Below are 17,174 nucleotides of genomic sequence, written 5' to 3' on the forward strand. Positions count from 1 at the left end.
TCTGGCGCGGACCTCGCATCCCCCGCGCCGCCGGTCGTCAGTTCAGGCGGCGCTGGCCGGCCGTGTCGCGGTACCAGTCGAAGGGCCCGTCGCCGGTGGCGACCATCACGCTCTTCACGTCGAAATGGTCGTTGAAGCTCTCGATCCCGCACTCGCGGCCGAGCCCGCTGTCGCCGACCCCGCCCCAGGGCGAGGCCGGGTCGAGGCGGTGGTGGTCGTTGATCCAGACGATGCCGGCCTTGACCGCGTGCGCCACCCGGTGGGCCCGGGCGACGTCGCGGGTGCGCACGGCCGCGGCGAGGCCGAAGGGCGAGTCGTTGGCCAGCCGGAGCGCGTCGGCCTCGTCCTCGAAGCGGGTGACGCTGGTGAAGGGCCCGAACACCTCCTCCTGGAAGATGCGCATGTCGGCCGTGACGTCCGCGAACACGGTGGGCTCCACGAAGTAGCCGCCCTCGAAGCCCGGCACCCGGGCCGCCCGCCCGCCCGCCACCGCGCGGGCGCCCTGGTCGCGGCCGTAACCGGCATAGGCCAGCACCCGCTCGCGCTGGCGCTCGGAGATGACCGGGCCGAGCTGGGTCGCCGGGTCGAAGGGGTCGCCGAGGCGGATCGCGGCGGTCTTGGCGGCGAGCCGCTCGACGAACTCGTCGTAGATCGAGGCCTGGACGAGGTGGCGGCTGCCGCAGACGCAGGTCTGGCCGGCGCCGATGAAGGCGCCGAAGGCCGCGTAGTTCACCGCCCGCTCGACGTCGAAGTCGTCGAACACCATCACGGGGGTCTTGCCGCCGAGCTCCATGGTCTGGTGGGCGAAGACCTTCGCGGCCGCGGAGCCCGCGATCCGGCCGGCCTCGGTGCCGCCGGTGAGCACGAGCTTGTTGATGTCGCCGTGCTCGGCCAGCGCCTTGCCGGTCGAGGCGCCGAGCCCCAGCACGATGTTGAACACGCCCGGCGGCAGGCCGGCCTCGGTGAAGATCTGCGCGAGCTTCAGGGTCGTGAGCGGCGTGTACTCGGAGGGCTTGACCACTGTGGTGCAGCCGGTGGCGAGCACGACCGCCAGCGACTTGCACAGGATCATCAGCGGGTGGTTGAACGGCGTGCAGTTCGCCACCACGCCGATCGGGGTGCGGCGGGTGTAGTTGAGGTAGTTGCCCTCGACCGGGATGACGTCGTCGCGCCGCGCCAGCGCCACGCCCGCGAAGTAGCGGAAGAAGTCCGGCAGCCGCGAGAGCTGCGCCCGGGTCTCGTTGACCGGCCGGCCGTTGTTGGTGGTCTCCAGCCGGTAGAGCGTGTCGAGGTTGGCCTCGAACGCGTCGGCGAGCCGGTTCACCAGCCGGGCGCGCGCCCGGATGTCCATCCCGCCCCATTCCCGGCCCTCGAAGGCCGCCCGGGCCGCGCGCATCGCCCGGTCGACGTCGGCCGGCCCCGAATTGGGGATCCGGGCGATCACCGCGCCGGTGGCGGGATTGCGCACGTCGATCAGCGTCCCGTCGCCGGCCTCGACCTCGCGCCCGTCGATGAAGTTGCCCCGTGTCTCGACGGTCGGTTCCGGCGCGTGCAGGGTCATGGCGTCTCTCCCGTGTCGGGTCCGTTGTCGGGCCGGGTCGGGCCCGGTGTCGTGTTCGACCGCGTCCCTCGGCTCCGCGCCGGGCGCGGGCTCGTTCAGAGGACGATCGCGCTGCGTTCCAGGGCGGTCAGGATGCGGCGCTCGGCCTGGGCGACGTGCGCGCGCACGAGGCGGCGCGCCCCGCGCCCGTCGCGGCGCTGCACGGCGTCGATGATGGCGGCGTGCTCGTCCACCAGCTGCGCCGGGTCGCGCCCGCGGATGCCGTCGAGGCTGACCCGGACGAGCCGGTCCGCCTGCTCGACGAGGTCGCGCACGGTCGCGGCCATGCGGCGGTTCCCCGACGCCTCGGCGAGGGCGATGTGGAAGGCGCGGTTCTCCGCGATGAAGTCGGCGCCGTCCGCGACGGCGCGGAACGCGTCGAGGGACGCCAGGACGGAAGCGGGCGCGCCGGCCGCGGCCTCGGCCGCGCAGGCCGGCTCCAGAGCGAGGCGCATGCGCAGCAGATCGCGCGCGTCCGCCACCGAAATCGCGTTGATCTGATATCCCTGACGCGCGTGAACCGTGACGAGCCGCTCGCGCTCCAGGCGCAGCAGCGCCTCCCGGACCGGCTGCCGGCTCACGGCGTAGCGCTGGGCCAGTTCCTGCTCGCGCACCTCGGCGCCGGGGCGCAGGACGCAGGCCAGGATGTCGGCGCGGATCGCCGCGTAGATGTTGTCTCGGAGCAGCACGCACGGCCTCGTTCGATCGACACATGCTGCCATCCGTGAAATATCACGTCAACCGGATTGCGAGCGAACGCGTCGGATGCGACAGCGTCGTGAAGCCGCCGGCAGAGGCGGCGGGGGAGGTTTCGGATGCAGGCGATGTTCGCGGATGGCCAGGTCGCGGTGACCGCTTCCGGCGAGGGCCCGCCCCTCGTCCTGCTGCACTCGCTGCTCGCCGACCGGACGAGCTTCGACCGGGTCACCCCGGCGCTCGGCCGCGACTTCCGGCTCCTCGTCCCCGACCTGCCCGGGTTCGGCGCCTCCGCGCCCGCGCCGGGCGGCCTCGAGGCCGTCGCCGACCGGGTCGGCGCGGCATTGCGCGCGGCGACCGGGGGCCGGCCGGCGGCCGGGCTGGGCAACGGCTACGGCGGCTTCGTTCTGCTGCTCTGCGCCCTGCGCCACCCCGACCTCTTCGACAGGCTCGTCTTCGCCGATTGCGGCGCCTGCTTCCCGGAGCCCGGCCGGGCCGCGTTCCGCGGCATGGCCGGCGCGGCGGCCGAGAAGGGGCTCGCGGCGCTCGCCGACACGGCCATGCGCCGCCTGTTCGCGCCGGCGTTCCAGGCCGCGCACCCGGACCTGATGGCCGAGCGCCGGGCCGCCTTCCTGCGCACGGACGTCGACGTGTTCCGGGCCGCCTGCGCGGCCCTGGCCGGCCTCGACCTGCGCGCGCGCCTCTCCGAGATCCGCGCGCCGGCACTGGTGCTCGTCGGGGAGGAGGACGAGGCGACCCCGCCGGCCATGGCCCGCGAGCTCGCGGCCGGGCTGCCGGACGCGCGGTTCGTGACGCTGCCGGACTGCGCCCACGTCCCGCAGCTCCAGGCCCCCGAGATCTTCGCCCGCGAGGTCCTGGCGTTTCTCCGGCCGGGCGCCGCCTGAGCGGACGCGCGGAACGGTGCTAGGTTCGGCCGCTCCGGCGGGGTCGGCGGCCCCGATCCGCGCGGCCGCGGCGGCGCGCCATCCAGCGAGACGGACATGAAGACATTTTTCGTGCAGATCAAATGCGAGATCGGCAAGACTTACGCCGTGTCCGACGCGCTCGTCGCGATGGAGATCGCGTCCGAGATCTACTCCACGGCCGGACGGTTCGACATCATGGCCAAGTTCCACGTGGACAACGGCGTCGATATCGGGCTGTTCGTGAACGACTTCCTCCTGCGCCTCGACGGCGTGAAGGATTCCGAGACGATCATCGCCTTCAAGGCCTTCCACTGACGCGCCCGACCGGGACCGGCGGCCGGCCCCGCGCGCCGCGGACGTCCGGGGCGGCCCGGTTCAGCGGACGCGCGACGGGTCGATCACCAGGAAGTACTCGCACGCCTCTGTGCCGACGTTGGTGAAGGCGTGCCCGGCATCGGCCTCGAAATACAGGCTGTCGCCGGTCTCCATGATGACCGCGCGCTCGCCGATCACCGCCCGCAGGCGGCCGCGCAGGACGTAGATGTACTCGGACACGCCGCGGCGATGGGCGGTGAACTCGCCGGTGCTGGCACCCGGCGGCAGCGTGTTGAGCACCCAGTCGATGCCGCGCCCGGGCAGGACCGGCGAGATGCAGCGCCGCAGGTAGCCGGACGCCTCGTCGCGCAGGATCGGCTGGCGGCTCGCCGGGATCACCAGGATCTCGCGCTCCGTCGCGGGCGCCATCAGCCGCGAGAAGGTGACGCCGAGCGCCTCCGCGAGGCGGGACAGCACCACCGTCGACGGCACGGCCTCGGAGCGCTCGATCTTGGAGATCATCGAGCGGCTGACGCCCGAGCGCGCCGCCAGCGTCTCCAGCGACAGGCCCTGCTCCCTGCGGCGCCGCCGGATCTCCTCGGCGATGTGGATCTGCGGGGACGTCTCCGTCGCTGCCGGGTCCGCCCCGATGATCGTCCTCGCCGTCATGCCCCGTCATCCGCGCCCGCGTCCGGGCCGCGCGACCGGGGCGCGGCACCGAGAGAGTCGCCCCCGCCTAGCGCAGGGGCTGCCGAAATGCACCTTGCGCCGCACCTTGCGCCGAAGCGCACTCCGGAACGCGCGTCGCCGGGCTGGCACGCCGCTTGCCTCCACAAGAATGGATTTTTATCCATCACAGTGGAGGATGTGCCGTGGCCGATACCGCGTTGCCCCTTGAGGCGTCCCCCGTTCTCGATGCCGGCCCGGTGCCGGTCGCCGACCGGCGCCAGATCGTCTGGTCGAGCGTCATCGGGACGACGGTCGAGTGGTACGACTTCCTGATCTACGGGACGGCCACGGCGCTCGTGTTCAACAAGCTGTTCTTCCCGAGCTTCGACCCGCTGGTCGGCACCATCGCGGCGTTCGGCTCCTACGCGGTGGGCTTCCTCGCGCGCCCCCTCGGCGGCGTCATCTTCGGGCATTTCGGCGACAAGATCGGCCGCAAGGCGATGCTGTCCCTGACCATCATCATCATGGGCCTCGGCACGTTCCTGATCGGGTGCCTGCCGACCTACGCGCAGATCGGCATCTGGGCCCCGATCCTGCTCGTGGCGCTGCGCCTGGTCCAGGGCATCGGGATCGGCGGCGAGTGGGGCGGCGCGGTCCTGATGGTGGTGGAGAGCGTCCCGGCGGAGCGGCGCGGCTTCTTCGGCAGCATCGTCCAGCTCGGCTATCCCCTCGGCGTCATCGCGTCGATCGGGGCCTTCGCGCTGTGCGGCTTCCTGCCGGAGGCGGACTTCCTCGCCTGGGGCTGGCGGATCCCGTTCCTGGCCAGCGCGCTGCTGGTCGGCCTCGGGCTGTTCATCCGCCTGCGCCTGCACGAGACGCCCGCGTTCCAGCGAGTGAAGCGGCGGTCAGCCGTGGCGCGGCTGCCGGTCATGGAGATCCTCACCGAGCACCCGCGCACCTTCCTGAAGGCCGTGGGCCTCAAGGTCTCCGAGATTGCCTATGTCAGCGTCGTAACCGTGTTCTCGATCTCCTACGTGACCGGCCAGCTCGGGCTGTCGCGCAGCATCATCCTGAACGGCATCCTGGTGGCGGCGGTGATCGAGCTCTTCACCCTGCCGGCCTTCGGCTGGCTGTCGGACCGCTACGGCCGCCGGACCCTGTTCGTCGCCGCCTGCCTGTTCTCGATCGCCTTCGCGTTCCCGCTGTTCACCCTGCTCGACACGCGCGACCCGACGATCATCACCCTGACCGTCGCGGTGGCCCTGAGCTTCGGCCAGGGGATCATGTTCGGCACCGGCGCCGCCTGGATGTCCGAGCTGTTCGACGCGCGCCTGCGCTACAGCGGCGCCTCGCTGGGCTTCCAGGTGGGCGCGGCCCTCAGCGGCGGCTTCACCCCGCTGATCGCCGCGGCCCTGCTGGGCTGGAGTTCCGGCGCGACCTGGCCGATCTCCGTCTACCTGATCGCCCTCGCCTGCATCACCCTGACGGCGACGCTCCTCGCCCCGGAGACGGCGCGCAAGCCGATCGACTGACCGGATGAGCCGCCGCCCCGGACGCGCGCGGCGGCTTCCCATACAGTGGATTATCGTCCACTATCTGAAACAGACCGACGCGAGATCGACCGCATGACGAAGCACACCATACGCACCGAGAAGGCCGCCCCGGCGGTCGGGCCCTACGCCCAGGGGATCCGGGCCGGCGGGCTGGTCTTCGCCTCCGGACAGCTGCCGATCGATCCCGCCACCGGCGCGTTCCCGGACGGGATCGAGGCGCAGACCCGGCGGTCCCTTGCCAACCTCGCCGCCGTGCTCGAGGCGGGCGGCGCCAGCCTCGCGAGCGTCGTGAAGACGACCGTGTTCCTCAAGGACATGGCGGAGTTCGCCGCGATGAACGCGGTCTACGCCGAGCACTTCCCGGGCGAGGCCCCGGCCCGCTCCACGGTCGAGGTCGCGCGCCTGCCGCGCGACGCCCGGGTCGAGATCGAGGCGATCGCGCTCGCCACGGAGGCCGCATGACAACCGAGGCGACCAGCACGATGACCGGCGAGACCGCACCCCGCATGGTCGAGGCCTTCGCGCACGCGGCCGGATCGGCCGCCGTCCGGGTTCCGGGCGGCGCCGCCGGCTGGGTCGGCAGCCTGACCCACATCCACATCGCCCCCGCGGCGAGCTACGAGATGGAGGAGGTGTCCGAGGCCGCGTGCGTGGCCGGCCGCGGGATCGAGGGCGACCGCTACTTCCTCGGCACCGGCACCTACTCGCCCAAGCCCGACGTGCGCGAGGTCACGCTGATCGAGCAGGAGGCCCTCGACGCCCTCAACCGCAACGACCCGCCGCTGCAGGAGGGGCCGCTGCGCCTCCTGCCGGGGGACCATCGGCGCAACCTCACGGTGCGCGGCGTGCCGCTCAACCACTTGGTCGGCCGGCGCTTCCGGGTCGGCGCGGTGATCCTGCGGGGCGGGCGCCTCAACTTCCCCTGCCGCTATCTCGAGGAGCTGCTCGGAATGCCGGTCTACCTGCCGCTCTACAACCGCTCGGGCCTGAACTGCGGGATCGAGAGCGGCGGCGTGATCCGGCCCGGCGACGCGATCGCGCTGCTGGACTGACGGAGCTGCGCGCGATGACGGCCCGCCTGATCATGAAGCTGCGCGTCGCCGACGCCGTCGCGACGACGCCGGAGGTGCTGCACCTCGGTCTGGTCCATCCCGCGCGCCCGGAACTCCCCGCCTGGACGGCCGGCGCCCACGTCGACCTGCGCCTGCCGGACGGGCGGGTGCGGCAGTACTCGCTGTGCGGCGACCCGGCCGACCGGAGCCGCTACGAGATCGCGATCAAGCGGGAGGCGGCCGGCCGGGGCGGCTCGGCCTGGGCGCACGAGACGCTCGCGCCCGGGGCGTTCGCCCACGTCTCGGCGCCCCGCAACAACTTCCCCCTCGACCCCGAGGCGCGCCGCCACCTGCTCGTGGCCGGCGGAATCGGGGTGACGCCCCTGCTCGCCATGGCGCGCGCGCTCGCCGCGTCGGGGGCGGAGTTCGTGTTCCACCTCTGCGCCCCCTCCTCCGAGGCGGCGCCGCTGCTGGCGGCGGTGCGGGCGGTCTGCGGGCCGCGACTCCGGTGCTGGTTCGGGTCCGAGGGGCGGCGCTTCGACCCCGACGCCCTCGGCCCGGCCGAGACCGGGACCCACGCCTACGCCTGCGGGCCGCGGCGCCTCATGGACGCGGTCCAAGAGGGCCTGGTCGCGCGGGGCTGGCCCGCCGAGCGGGTGCACAGCGAGCATTTCGAGCCGCTGCGCGACGAGGGCTTCGTGCCGGAGCCGTTCGAGGCGCGCATCGCCTCCACCGGGCAGGTGCTCCACGTGCCCGCCGACCGGTCGCTGCTCGACGTGCTGCGCGGCGCGGGGCTCGACCTGCCCTCCTCCTGCGAGCTCGGCGTCTGCGGCGCCTGCGAGTGCGGCTATCGCGACGGCGCGGTCCTCCACCGCGACGCGGTCCTGCCGCTCGCCAAGCACGGGAGCCGCATGATGCCCTGCGTCTCGCGTGCGCGGGACGCCGTGACGCTCGAGCTCTGACGGCCGGACCCGCGCTGCGGCGTTATCAGACGTGCGGCCCCGCGCGGGCGACGACGCCGGCCGCCTCGCCGCGCGGCCCGCGCGACCGTGAGCTGCGCCAGCGCGCCGCACGATTCGGATCAGCGAACCTCACGCGGCGGATGGCGATGCCGCTCGGGCTGGGTTAGCCCGCCTCGACAGTGCCATCGCCGTGGGGCAGTGCCCCGCCCGCCAAAAGGAGGTTGTGAGAATGAGCCGATCCACGCTGTCCATCAGCGCCGGTCTGGCAGCGGCCGCAGTCGTCCTGGCGGGCCTCTGGATCTCCTACGGGCCCCGCCCTCACGCGAGCCGCGACAGGCAGGCGTCCACACCGATTCCCGTGTCCAAGCAGGACCGATCCGGGATCGACCCGCAGGGCGAGGCCATCCGGTCCGTCTATCCGGGGCCGAACGCCGGATCCGCCCAGCGCGTCGCCCCGGCACCGCGGAACGCGACAGCCGCCCCCCCGTCGTCCCTGGCGGCAACCCCGCCCGCATCGCCGCCCGCATCGCCGGATGCCCCCGCGGCGAGCGGGGTGGCGAAGCCGGCGGCGCCGCCGCCGCAGCAGGCCGAGGGCGCGCCGGGCTCCGGCCAGCCGCCGGCCTCTCCGGGCCAGGGCGTCGACCTCAACACGGCGTCCGTCGAGGAGCTGAACGCCCTCGGGGCCGGCATGATCGGGCGCCGGATCGTCGCGTTCCGGCCCTACGGCTCCCCGGAGGATCTCGTGACCCGGCGTGTCCTGAAGAAGGCCGATTACGAGGCGATCAGGGCTGCCGTCGCGGTGCGGCAGACCGAGTCCGCTGGCGCGGGCCGCCCGGATTGAGGGTCGAAGCCCGTCGGCACCGAGCCGGGCTCGCCGGTCCCACGGGTGCCAGGGGCCACGGCCCGGACGCTACGCGCGCTTCGACGGGGCGGGCTGCTTGGCGGCGAGACGTTTGCCGAGCCGCTCGATGTCGACGATCATCCGCTCGTGCGTCCCGGACCCGATCTGCTCCGACTCGTCCCAGGCCGCGACGCGGAACTGGATCTGGCGTCCGGCGACGCCGACCACCTCGGCCTCCGCCCGGACGCGGTGCCCGACCGGGGTCGCCGCCATGTGGGTCACGTCCACCTTAGTCCCGACGGCGCTCTCGCCGGGATCGAGGTACTGGCGGACGGCGTTCAGCGCCGCGTTCTCCATGATCAGGACCATCATCGGCGTGGCGAAGACCGGCGGCAGGATGTTGTCCTTGAACTGGCTGGCCAGATGTGACGGCCCGACCAGCATGGCGAAGCTCCCCTTCGCCCCCAACGGGATGTCCTGCATGCGCGCGCTCCAGATCCGTTTCGGCCCGATGACCGATAGGTAGGGCCGAGGGACCGCGTCCGGACATCCCGGGACCTTCGCCGCACGCAGCCCAGCCCCCTCCCCGCCGCCCGGCGCGGCACGGGAACCCCGGCACGAGACCCCCGGACCGGGAACCCCGGGAAGGGAGGGACGAGCGCTCGCAAGCGAGTCGCGTCCGGTCAGCGCCGACGGCGGGGCTGGCCGGCCGCCTCGAGGATGAGGTCCGCGATATCCGGAGCGCGCGAGATCAGGGACAGGTGGCTCGCCCGGAGCTCGACGGTCCGCGCGTTCATGCGCTTGGCCATGAACCGTTCGAGGTCCGGGTCGATGGTCCGATCCTCGGTCGACACCGCGTAGAAGCTCGGCTTCGAGCGCCAGGCGGCCTGGGTGGTCCGTCCCGTCAGCAGGACCTTGCGGAACGGCTGCTGGACCGCGAACAGCACCCGCGCCTTCTCCACCGGCAGATCGCCCGCGAAATCCCGCAGGAACGCCGCCTCGCTCAGGCGCCCCTCGTCGCCGTCGAACACGATGCCGGCCGAGGCGGGCGGGGTCGGGTAGGCCTTCGCCAGCGCCGCGTAATCCTCGTTCGCGTCCGGCGCCCGCGCCGCCACGTAGACCAGCGCCGAGACCTTCGGGTCGATCCCGGCCTCGGTCACGATCATGCCGGAGAACGAGTGGCCGACGAGGACGGTTGGTCCCTCCTGGCGGGCCAGCACGCGCTGCGCCGAGGCCACCGCTTCCGCGAGGGTGGTCAGCGGGTTCTGCACGGAGGTGACGGAGAGGCCGGCCGCCTGCAGGTGCGGGATCACCTCCGACCAACACGACCCGTCGGCGAACAGCCCGTGGACCAGCACGACGTTGCGCGCCCGCGGGAGATCCTGGGCGGTGGCCGGTCCGGGCAGCAGCGCGGCGGCCGCGCCGGCGGCAAGGGTGCGGGTCAGCGTTCTGCGCGTCATCATGGGGACGCCTCCATCCGGACTCGTCGATGCGGGACGTACCGTCCCTGTTCGCCGCCGGCGCGGGAAGGATACAGCCTCGGGCCGCCCAGGGCGCATCTCGGCGCGCATCTCGGCGCGACCCGGCGGCGGCCGGGACCGCGCGCGGACGGGCACATCCGGGCGCAAGCGTCCCGGGATGTTACCCGGATATGCTGCGCGATGCTGGACGAGGGCGGCCTTTCAGCCTCTCATGGCGGCACGAATTGAGTAAAAACCGGGAGAGGAAACCGAGATGCTGCGACGCGTGCTGCGTCGGCTGACGGCTGCGGCCTCGCTGACAGTGCTGACATTCGCCGTTCCGGCCTTCGCCGAGGAGCCGCTGCGCTTCGAGGTCGATCCGGCCTGGCCGCAGCGCCTGCCGAACGACTGGATCATGGGTCAGGCGGCGGGCGTCGCGGTCGACGCGCAGGACAATGTCTGGGTGATCCAGCGGCCGCGCACCCTCACCGACGACGAGAAGGCCGCGAGCCTCGATCCGCCCCGCACCCGCTGCTGCAAGCCGGCGCCGCCGGTCCTCGTCTTCGACCAGGCCGGGCGCCTGGTGAAGTCCTGGGGCGGCCCGGGCGAGGGCTATCAGTGGCCCCAGAACGAGCACGGCATCCACATCGACCACAAGGGCTTCGTCTGGCTCGCCGGCAACGGCGACACCGACGGCCAGATCCTGAAGTTCACCCCGGACGGCAAGTTCGTGCTGCAGATCGGCAAGCAGGGGCCGCAGACCGACAGCCGGGACACGAGCCGCCTCGGCAAGCCGGCCGGCATGATGGTCGATCCGGAGACGAACGAGCTCTACGTGGCCGACGGCTACTACAACCACCGCGTCATCGTGTTCGACGCGGAGACCGGCGCGTTCAAGCGGATGTGGGGCGCCTACGGCAAGCCGCCGACCGACGACAAGCTCGGCCCCTACGATCCGGCGGCGGCCCCGTCCCAGCAATTCGCCAACCCGGTGCACTGCGTGCAGGTGGCCCGCGACGGCCTCGTCTACGTGTGTGACCGGACCAACGACCGGATCCAGGTGTTCCGGAAGGACGGCACCTTCGTGAAGGAGATGTTCGTCGAGAAGAACACCCGGGCCAACGGCTCGGTCTGGGAACTCGCCTTGTGGCCGGACGAGCGCCAGACCTACCTGCTCAACGCCGACGGGGCCAACAACGAGGTCCGCACCCTGAGCCGCGACACCGGCGAGGTCCTCGGCCGCTTCGGCCGCAACGGCCGGATGGCCGGCGACTTCCACTGGGTCCACAACCTCGCGATCGACTCCAAGGGCAACGTCTTCACCACCGAGGTCGACACCGGGAAACGGGCGCAGAAGTTCCTGTTCCGGGGCGACATGGTGCTGCGCAAGCGCGCCGCCCTGCCGGAGGGCGGCGCGCGATGATCGCGGCGGCAGATCCGGCCACGCCGGTCGCCGGCGCGGGCTGCGCGTGCTGCCTGCCCCGGCGCGGCTTCCTGGGCCGCCTCGCGGGGCTGGGGGCGGCGGCGCTGACGGCCGGCGCCGCGCGGGCCGAGCCGTCGCGCTACACGGGTCTGGTGATCGATTGCCACGGGCACTACACCACCGAGCCGGCCGCCATGCTGGACTGGCGCAAGCGCCAGATCGGCGCGCTCAACGACCCGGGCCAGTCCCCCAAGCCGTCGGACCTGCAAGTCAGCGACGACGCGGTGCGCGCCAGCGTGAGCGGGCGGCAGCTCAAGCTCCAGTCCGAGCGCGGCATCTCCCTGGCGCTGTTCTCGCCGCGGGCCGGCGGGATGGGCCACCATATCGGCACGGCCCGCACCAGCCTCGACTGGTCGATCGTGTCGAACGACATGATCCACCGGGTGACGAGCCTGATGCCGCAGAACTTCGTCGGCGTCTGCCAGCTGCCGCAATCGCCGGGTGTCTCGCCCAAGAACTGTACGGCCGAGCTCGAGCGCTGCGTCAAGGAACTCGGCTTCGTCGGCTGCAACGTCAACCCGGACCCGTCCGGGGGCTACTGGACCGATCCGCCGCTCTCCGACCGGTTCTGGTACCCGCTCTGGGAGAAGATGGTCGAGCTCGACGTGCCCGGCATGGTGCATGTCAGCGCCTCGGCCAATCCCAACTTCCACGCGACCGGGGCGCACTACATCAACGGCGACACCACCGCCTTCATGCAGTTCGTGACCTCGGACCTGTTCAAGGACTTCCCGACGCTGCGCCTGATCATCCCGCACGGCGGGGGTGCCGTGCCCTATCACTGGGGACGCTACCGGGGACTGGCCCAGGACATGAAGCGGCCGCCGCTGTCCGAGCTGATGCGCAACGTCTTCTTCGACACCTGCGTCTACCATCAGCCCGGCATCGACCTGCTGCTCAAGGTCGTCCCGCGCGAGAACGTGCTGTTCGCCTCCGAGATGGTCGGCGCGGTGAACGGGGTCGATCCCGAGACCGGCCACGCCTACGACGACACTAAGCGCTACGTCGAGGCCGCGGCGATCCCGGACGCGGACCGGGCCAAGATCTACGCCGGGAACGCGCTGCGCGTGTATCCGCGCCTCGCGGCGCGGCTCCGGTCGGCCGGCGTGACGCCGTAGGGCCGCCGAGGGCCTCGGAGGAGCCGCAGAGGCGGGGCGGACCCGATCGCGGGTCCGCCGGCGCGCGCCTGCCGGTGACCGGGCGAATGTGTCTCAGATCGACGGCGCCGCCGCGCGAACGATGTTGGTCCCAGGGCCGGACCGGCGGGTGAAGCGGGGATGTCGTTCATGAGGGTCACGATCTGCGCCGTCGCGCTCTGCCTTGTCGCGGGCCTGGGCCACGCTCAGGAGGCCGGACAGACGGTCGCCGGCGAGGGCGATTGGGTGCTCAGGAAATCGGCGGCCCCGTCGAGCGGCGACGTCGCCTGCGTTCTGGCGCCGAAGGCGCGGTCGCGCATCCAGATCGTCGGCGACCGCATCGAGATCACCGGCCTACCGAAGAATTCCATCTTCAATTATCAGTATCGGATCGACGACGGACCTGTTTCAAACGCGATGTTTCCCACAACGCAGATGCAGGACGCCGGAGTGATCACGCTGAATGGGGACGTATTGAAAAATATTCTGGCCGGTCGACGCTTCAGCATCCGCCTGCTGGACCGATGGCACGAGGCCATGACGGAGGAGATCAGCCTCTCCGGGCTGCGCGGCCTGATCGACAAGCGGGCCGAGGCCTGCAGGTAGCCGGCGCCTCACGCAGCGCGCCGGAGCCCCCTCCCCCGTGCGGGCGGATCGCGCGCGGCGGATCTCGGGAACCGGCGGCCTCGCGACCGGTCCGCCCCGGCGGCGCGAGGCCCGCGCGGCGCGACCTCAGAGCCCGGATCGCTCCGGGCCGCGCGCCTGTTCGCGCTCGTAGGCCGCGAACAGCTCGGGGAGGCGCGCGACGAGGAAGTCGCCGAAGGCGGGATGGAGCGTCTCGTCGATGATTAGGCCCACGGTCGTCGGGGTCCGCTCGATGCGCGCCAAGCGGCGCCCGTCCTCCGCCAGCCCCGCCTCCGGCCCCGCGCGGACCACCGGCGGCGCCGGGACGGGGACCGGCGCCACGGCCGCGTACACGCGCACGAACCGCTGGTCGGAGGACAGGGTCGCGAAGGCGTCCGCGGCGACGATCTCATCGACCCGCGCCCGCATCTCCGGGCTGGCGAGGCGATCCGCGAGGCTCATCCACCGGCGGCGTCCCGCCTTCGGGGCGGGACCGATGGCGGCGATCACGGAATCGGGCAGGGCGCGCCGCGCCGCGATCAGGCGCGACAGCTCGGTCTTGTCGACGAGCAGGGCGGCCATGATCACGTCGCGCCCGTGCCCGAGCCGCTCCAGCGTCAGGGCGAAGGCGGCCCGCTCGATGAAGCTGAGATCGGCCCGCGCGTTGTTCTCCTGACCCTGGGCGACGACGAGTTCGGCATCCGTGAGCGTCCGCACCAGCGCGCGGACCGGCCGCCCCAGCGCGGCCGCGGCCCGCAGCCGCCGGTGGCCGAACGCGACCTGATAGCGCCCGCTGACGGTGGGATGGGGCCGCACCAGGATCGGGGTCTGCTGCCCCTGCGCCCGGATGACGGCGACGAAGGCGTCCTCGCCGGGGCCGTCGATCACCGGCAGCCGGTCGGGGGCCGGCGACGGGTCGACGAGGCCCGGATCGAGATCGACCGCGACGCTGCCGGACCTGAGCTGGTCCTCCGCGGCGCGCGCCGAGACGACCTCGGAGGTCAGGCGCTCCAGGGACCGGCTCATCGCGCCGACCGCGCCGCGGCCGGTGAAGCTGGGAATGGCCGGGGCGGGGCCCCGCTCCGATCGCGCCGCCGCCGCGTCGTCGCGGGGCGAGTTGACCGCGGTCAACTCGGTCTGGTCGGCCGGATCGAGCAGGCCGGCGAGGAGGTTCTTGCGGGCCATCGGATCAGCGTCCCCATGCCGTGCGGATCAGCGCGTCGATCTCGCCGTTGACCGCGTCCAGGCTCTCCATCGCGCGGTCGTAGGTCGCGCGCGTGAACTGGTCGCGACTGACCTCGAACAGGGTCTGCTTGGTAATGCCGGCATCCGAGACCGCCGTGCTCTTCAGCATCGCGTTGGTGAGCACGCGCTCCCCGAACAGGGTCCGCATGAACGCGACCATCTGGGTCTGCGGGCCGTCGGTCGGCTCGTAGCGCGTGACGAGGTAGCGCATCCAGTCGTAGTTCATGTCGCCGCCGGCCTTGGCGACGACTCCGAGCATCTCGGAGGTCATCAGCAGGAACTGGCACATCGACATCACGTCGAGCATCTGCGGATGCACGGTGACGAGCACGCTGGTAGCCGCGCATAGGGCAGAGAGCGTCAGGTAGCCGAGTTGCGGCGGGCAATCGACCACGACCACGTCGTAGCGGTCGGCGACCGGCGCCAGGGCCTGGGCGAAGCGCGTGAAGAACAGCGAATCGTCGTCGCTGCTCCGCTGGAGGAGGGCGCGCGGTGTCTCGTGCTCGAACTCCATCAGCTCGAGATTGCCCGGCACGAGGTCGAGGCCCGGAAAGTAGGTCTTCTGGATGACGTCGGTCAGGGGACGGCGCGCCGCGTCGTACCGGATCGCGGCGTAGAGGGTCTCGTTGTCCCGCACGTCGAATTCGGGCTGGATCCCGTGCAGGGCCGACAGGCTCGCCTGCGGGTCGAGGTCGACGGCGAGGACGCGGTAGCCCTGCAGCGCCATGTGCTGCGCGAGATGGGCCGCCGTGGTGGTCTTGCCCGAGCCGCCCTTGAAGTTCACCACCGCGATGATCTGGAGATGCTCCTCGGCCCGCCGCTCCTTCCGGTACCGCCGGCCGGTCTTGGCCCCCTCGTCCAGCATGCCGCGCAGCGCCTGGATGTCGGCGCTCGAGTAGGATCGCCGCCCGGACGGCCCGATCTCGGGGGCGGGCCCCTTGCCGTCGAGCGAGAGTCGCCGCAGGTAGCCGTCGTCGACCCCGATCAGCTTGGCGGCCTCGCCGGACGAGAAGCGCCGCAGCTGCTTGCGCGCCTCGGGCGGGAACAGCCGCTGCCGGTGCGACTGCAGTTTGGCCGACAGCGCCTGCGCGTCGCCGGCGATCAGATCGTGCATCGCCATGGAGGTTGACCCCGAAGAGGGTAGGGCGGCGAGCGCCGCGGGGCTGGCCACGGTTCCGAACTCCTGTCACGGTTTTCGCGGCCGCAAACGCCGCCGCACCGTGACAAGATCACAGTCAACCTTAACAGAATGTTGACGCTCGCGCCGCCCCGCTTCCGAGCTGGCGAGCGTGTTGACCGCGGTCAACTCCCGCGACGCGGAGGGGCCGCTTGGGCCGTCGGCTGACGCTCGACGGCGCTGGCGCCACAGGGCGAAGAGCATCGGCCAGGCCGAGAACCGGCCGGAGTGGGCCTTCCGCGTCAGGTCGCGCAGATAGGCGCCGGGCGCGCCGATCGACTCGGCGCGCTGGAGGATCGCCGACAGCGCCGCCAGCGCGTGGTCCCGCCCCATCGCGGCCAGGGCCGCCTCCCAGACGTCCGGGCCGATTCCCAGCGCCGGACGAACGACCTCCGCCGCGCCGGCCAGATCGGACCAGCTCCGGATACCCTCGCGGGCGTAGAGCACGACGTCGGGACAGGCCTCGAGCACCATCGGCAGAGGCAGGGGCGAGGGGAGGGGACGCGGCTGGCCGGGCGCGGGAGCGACGTCGGATCGCGCGGCTCCGGCCGGGCCTCGCCGGGGGCACCGTTCAGAATCGTCAGCAGGATCTGGATCTGAATTCTGATGGTGGCGCTCACCGTGAGACGCAGTGCCGACCATTTCCGGCGCATTCGCCAAACTTGGCAGCCACTTGTCCACCTCCCGGCGCAGCGCGCGCAGCGGTTCGGCGGCGGCGTGCAGGTGGGGCTCGCCGGCGGTCCGACCCGGCATGCCGCCGCAGGCCGCGAACCGATCCGCGAGCGCCGCCCAGGGCCCGGGCCATCCGGATTCGGCGGCCAGGGCGAGGATCTTCGACAGGTCGCGGCGGTGCAGGGCGATCTCCTCGCGCAGGAGCAGGCGCCGGCGCGCGGCCGCCCGCACCGCCCGGGCGAGCGCGGCGAATTCCCCCGCGCGCGCCACGAGCGGCGTCAGGTCGAACCCGAAGGCGCGCGCGATCGCGCCGGCGCCGTCGCGGCGCGCGTAGCGCTTGCCGTTCGGGCTGTCCCGCCGGATCACTAGGCCGGCCGCGACGAGCTGGGCCAGCGCGCGCCGCAGCGTCGCCGGGGACGGGCCGTGCGACCGCAGCGACAATTCGCGGTTCGACGGGAAGACCACGAGCGGCGAGCCGGGCGACAGCGCCGTCTCGGGATGGAACGTGAGCAGCGCGCTCAGCACCGCGAGGGCGCGGTCCGAGACGGCGAGGTGATCCTTCGCCTCGGTCACGTCGCGGAAGATGCGCCATTTGTGCCCGACCGCGTCGTCGGGGCAGGCCTTGGCCGCCGCCTGCGCGGCCATCATGCCGAGCGAGAGCGGTCGCCGCCCGAAGGGCGTCGTGGGTTCGTGTCCGGGAAGCATGGTCCTCGCCCGCGATGAGGCAAGAGAGCAGCGCCCGCCGAGGCGATGGCCGCGTCGC

Annotated in this window: 18 protein-coding genes; 10 read left to right on the forward strand and 8 right to left on the reverse strand. The window is 72.5% G+C overall.

Translation table 11 applies throughout. The annotated features are described in order from the left end of the window. Positions 1–37: 37 nt before the first annotated feature. Positions 38–1,561 (reverse strand): aldehyde dehydrogenase, encoded by a 1,524-nt coding sequence (locus BLW78_RS22030; RefSeq protein ID WP_056524199.1) that lies wholly within the window; start codon positions 1,559–1,561, stop codon positions 38–40. Between the two features lie 95 nt (positions 1,562–1,656). After that, on the reverse strand, positions 1,657–2,289 hold the full coding sequence (locus BLW78_RS22035; protein WP_020096173.1) for a GntR family transcriptional regulator: 633 nt from the start codon (positions 2,287–2,289) through the stop codon (positions 1,657–1,659). Between the two features lie 126 nt (positions 2,290–2,415). Here BLW78_RS22035 and BLW78_RS22040 point away from each other — a divergent pair, with 126 nt between their 5' ends. Together BLW78_RS22040 and BLW78_RS22045 are read left to right on the forward strand one after the other, a co-directional pair. Beyond that, positions 2,416–3,201: an alpha/beta fold hydrolase gene (locus tag BLW78_RS22040; protein WP_091682096.1), complete on the forward strand. Its 786-nt coding sequence runs from the start codon at positions 2,416–2,418 to the stop codon at positions 3,199–3,201. Between the two features lie 96 nt (positions 3,202–3,297). Then, positions 3,298–3,537 carry an Lrp/AsnC ligand binding domain-containing protein gene (locus BLW78_RS22045; protein WP_012329666.1) on the forward strand — a complete coding sequence of 80 codons (240 nt, stop codon included), beginning with the start codon at positions 3,298–3,300 and terminating at the stop codon, positions 3,535–3,537. Between the two features lie 60 nt (positions 3,538–3,597). Here the strand turns inward: BLW78_RS22045 and BLW78_RS22050 are convergent, their stop codons facing one another. Beyond that, positions 3,598–4,206, reverse strand: a complete 609-nt coding sequence (locus BLW78_RS22050) for a helix-turn-helix domain-containing protein (RefSeq protein WP_020096176.1) — start codon at positions 4,204–4,206, stop codon at positions 3,598–3,600. 257 nt (positions 4,207–4,463) lie between these two features. Between BLW78_RS22050 and BLW78_RS22055 the strand changes: the two genes are divergently transcribed. From BLW78_RS22055 to BLW78_RS31815, 5 genes are all read left to right on the forward strand, one after another. After that, positions 4,464–5,738 carry an MFS transporter gene (locus BLW78_RS22055; RefSeq protein WP_170855219.1) on the forward strand — a complete coding sequence of 425 codons (1,275 nt, stop codon included), beginning with the start codon at positions 4,464–4,466 and terminating at the stop codon, positions 5,736–5,738. A gap of 93 nt (positions 5,739–5,831) precedes the next feature. After that, positions 5,832–6,221, forward strand: a complete 390-nt coding sequence (locus BLW78_RS22060) for a Rid family detoxifying hydrolase (protein WP_042670561.1) — start codon at positions 5,832–5,834, stop codon at positions 6,219–6,221. Between the two features lie 20 nt (positions 6,222–6,241). Continuing rightward, positions 6,242–6,811 carry an MOSC domain-containing protein gene (locus BLW78_RS22065; protein ID WP_091682180.1) on the forward strand — a complete coding sequence of 190 codons (570 nt, stop codon included), beginning with the start codon at positions 6,242–6,244 and terminating at the stop codon, positions 6,809–6,811. Positions 6,812–6,825: 14 nt separating this feature from the next. Continuing rightward, positions 6,826–7,773, forward strand: coding sequence for a PDR/VanB family oxidoreductase (locus BLW78_RS22070; protein ID WP_091682099.1), 948 nt, complete (start codon positions 6,826–6,828; stop codon positions 7,771–7,773). A 553-nt stretch (positions 7,774–8,326) separates the two neighbouring features. Then, the gene (locus BLW78_RS31815) at positions 8,327–8,614 is read left to right on the forward strand and encodes a helix-hairpin-helix domain-containing protein (RefSeq protein ID WP_244527020.1); all 288 of its coding nucleotides are present in this window, start codon (positions 8,327–8,329) and stop codon (positions 8,612–8,614) included. Positions 8,615–8,683: 69 nt separating this feature from the next. Here BLW78_RS31815 and BLW78_RS22080 read toward each other — a convergent pair whose 3' ends face one another. After that, positions 8,684–9,097, reverse strand: coding sequence for a thioesterase family protein (locus BLW78_RS22080; protein WP_020096182.1), 414 nt, complete (start codon positions 9,095–9,097; stop codon positions 8,684–8,686). Positions 9,098–9,297: 200 nt separating this feature from the next. Then, complete coding sequence (locus tag BLW78_RS22085; RefSeq protein WP_091682102.1) at positions 9,298–10,077, reverse strand: alpha/beta fold hydrolase; 780 nt, start codon at positions 10,075–10,077, stop codon at positions 9,298–9,300. Positions 10,078–10,348: 271 nt separating this feature from the next. Here BLW78_RS22085 and BLW78_RS22090 point away from each other — a divergent pair, with 271 nt between their 5' ends. The 3 genes from BLW78_RS22090 (at position 10,349) to BLW78_RS22100 (ending at position 13,299) form a co-directional block, all read left to right on the forward strand. Continuing rightward, on the forward strand, positions 10,349–11,497 hold the full coding sequence (locus tag BLW78_RS22090) for an NHL repeat-containing protein (protein ID WP_091682103.1): 1,149 nt from the start codon (positions 10,349–10,351) through the stop codon (positions 11,495–11,497). A 149-nt stretch (positions 11,498–11,646) separates the two neighbouring features. Beyond that, positions 11,647–12,675, forward strand: a complete 1,029-nt coding sequence (locus BLW78_RS22095; protein WP_056524304.1) for an amidohydrolase family protein — start codon at positions 11,647–11,649, stop codon at positions 12,673–12,675. A gap of 168 nt (positions 12,676–12,843) precedes the next feature. Beyond that, positions 12,844–13,299, forward strand: coding sequence for a hypothetical protein (locus BLW78_RS22100; protein ID WP_139307721.1), 456 nt, complete (start codon positions 12,844–12,846; stop codon positions 13,297–13,299). A gap of 126 nt (positions 13,300–13,425) precedes the next feature. Here BLW78_RS22100 and repB read toward each other — a convergent pair whose 3' ends face one another. The 3 genes from repB to repC form a co-directional block, all read right to left on the reverse strand. Further along, a complete protein-coding gene (gene repB, locus BLW78_RS22105; RefSeq protein WP_091682105.1) occupies positions 13,426–14,502 on the reverse strand; it encodes a plasmid partitioning protein RepB in 1,077 nt (358 codons plus the stop codon). A 4-nt stretch (positions 14,503–14,506) separates the two neighbouring features. Next, complete coding sequence (gene repA / locus BLW78_RS22110) at positions 14,507–15,682, reverse strand: plasmid partitioning protein RepA (RefSeq protein ID WP_091682106.1); 1,176 nt, start codon at positions 15,680–15,682, stop codon at positions 14,507–14,509. A 66-nt stretch (positions 15,683–15,748) separates the two neighbouring features. Next, complete coding sequence (gene repC / locus BLW78_RS22115) at positions 15,749–17,116, reverse strand: plasmid replication protein RepC (protein WP_091682107.1); 1,368 nt, start codon at positions 17,114–17,116, stop codon at positions 15,749–15,751. Positions 17,117–17,174 lie beyond the last annotated feature (58 nt).

The organism is Methylobacterium sp. 275MFSha3.1, from assembly GCF_900108435.1.
Lineage (GTDB): Bacteria > Pseudomonadota > Alphaproteobacteria > Rhizobiales > Beijerinckiaceae > Methylobacterium.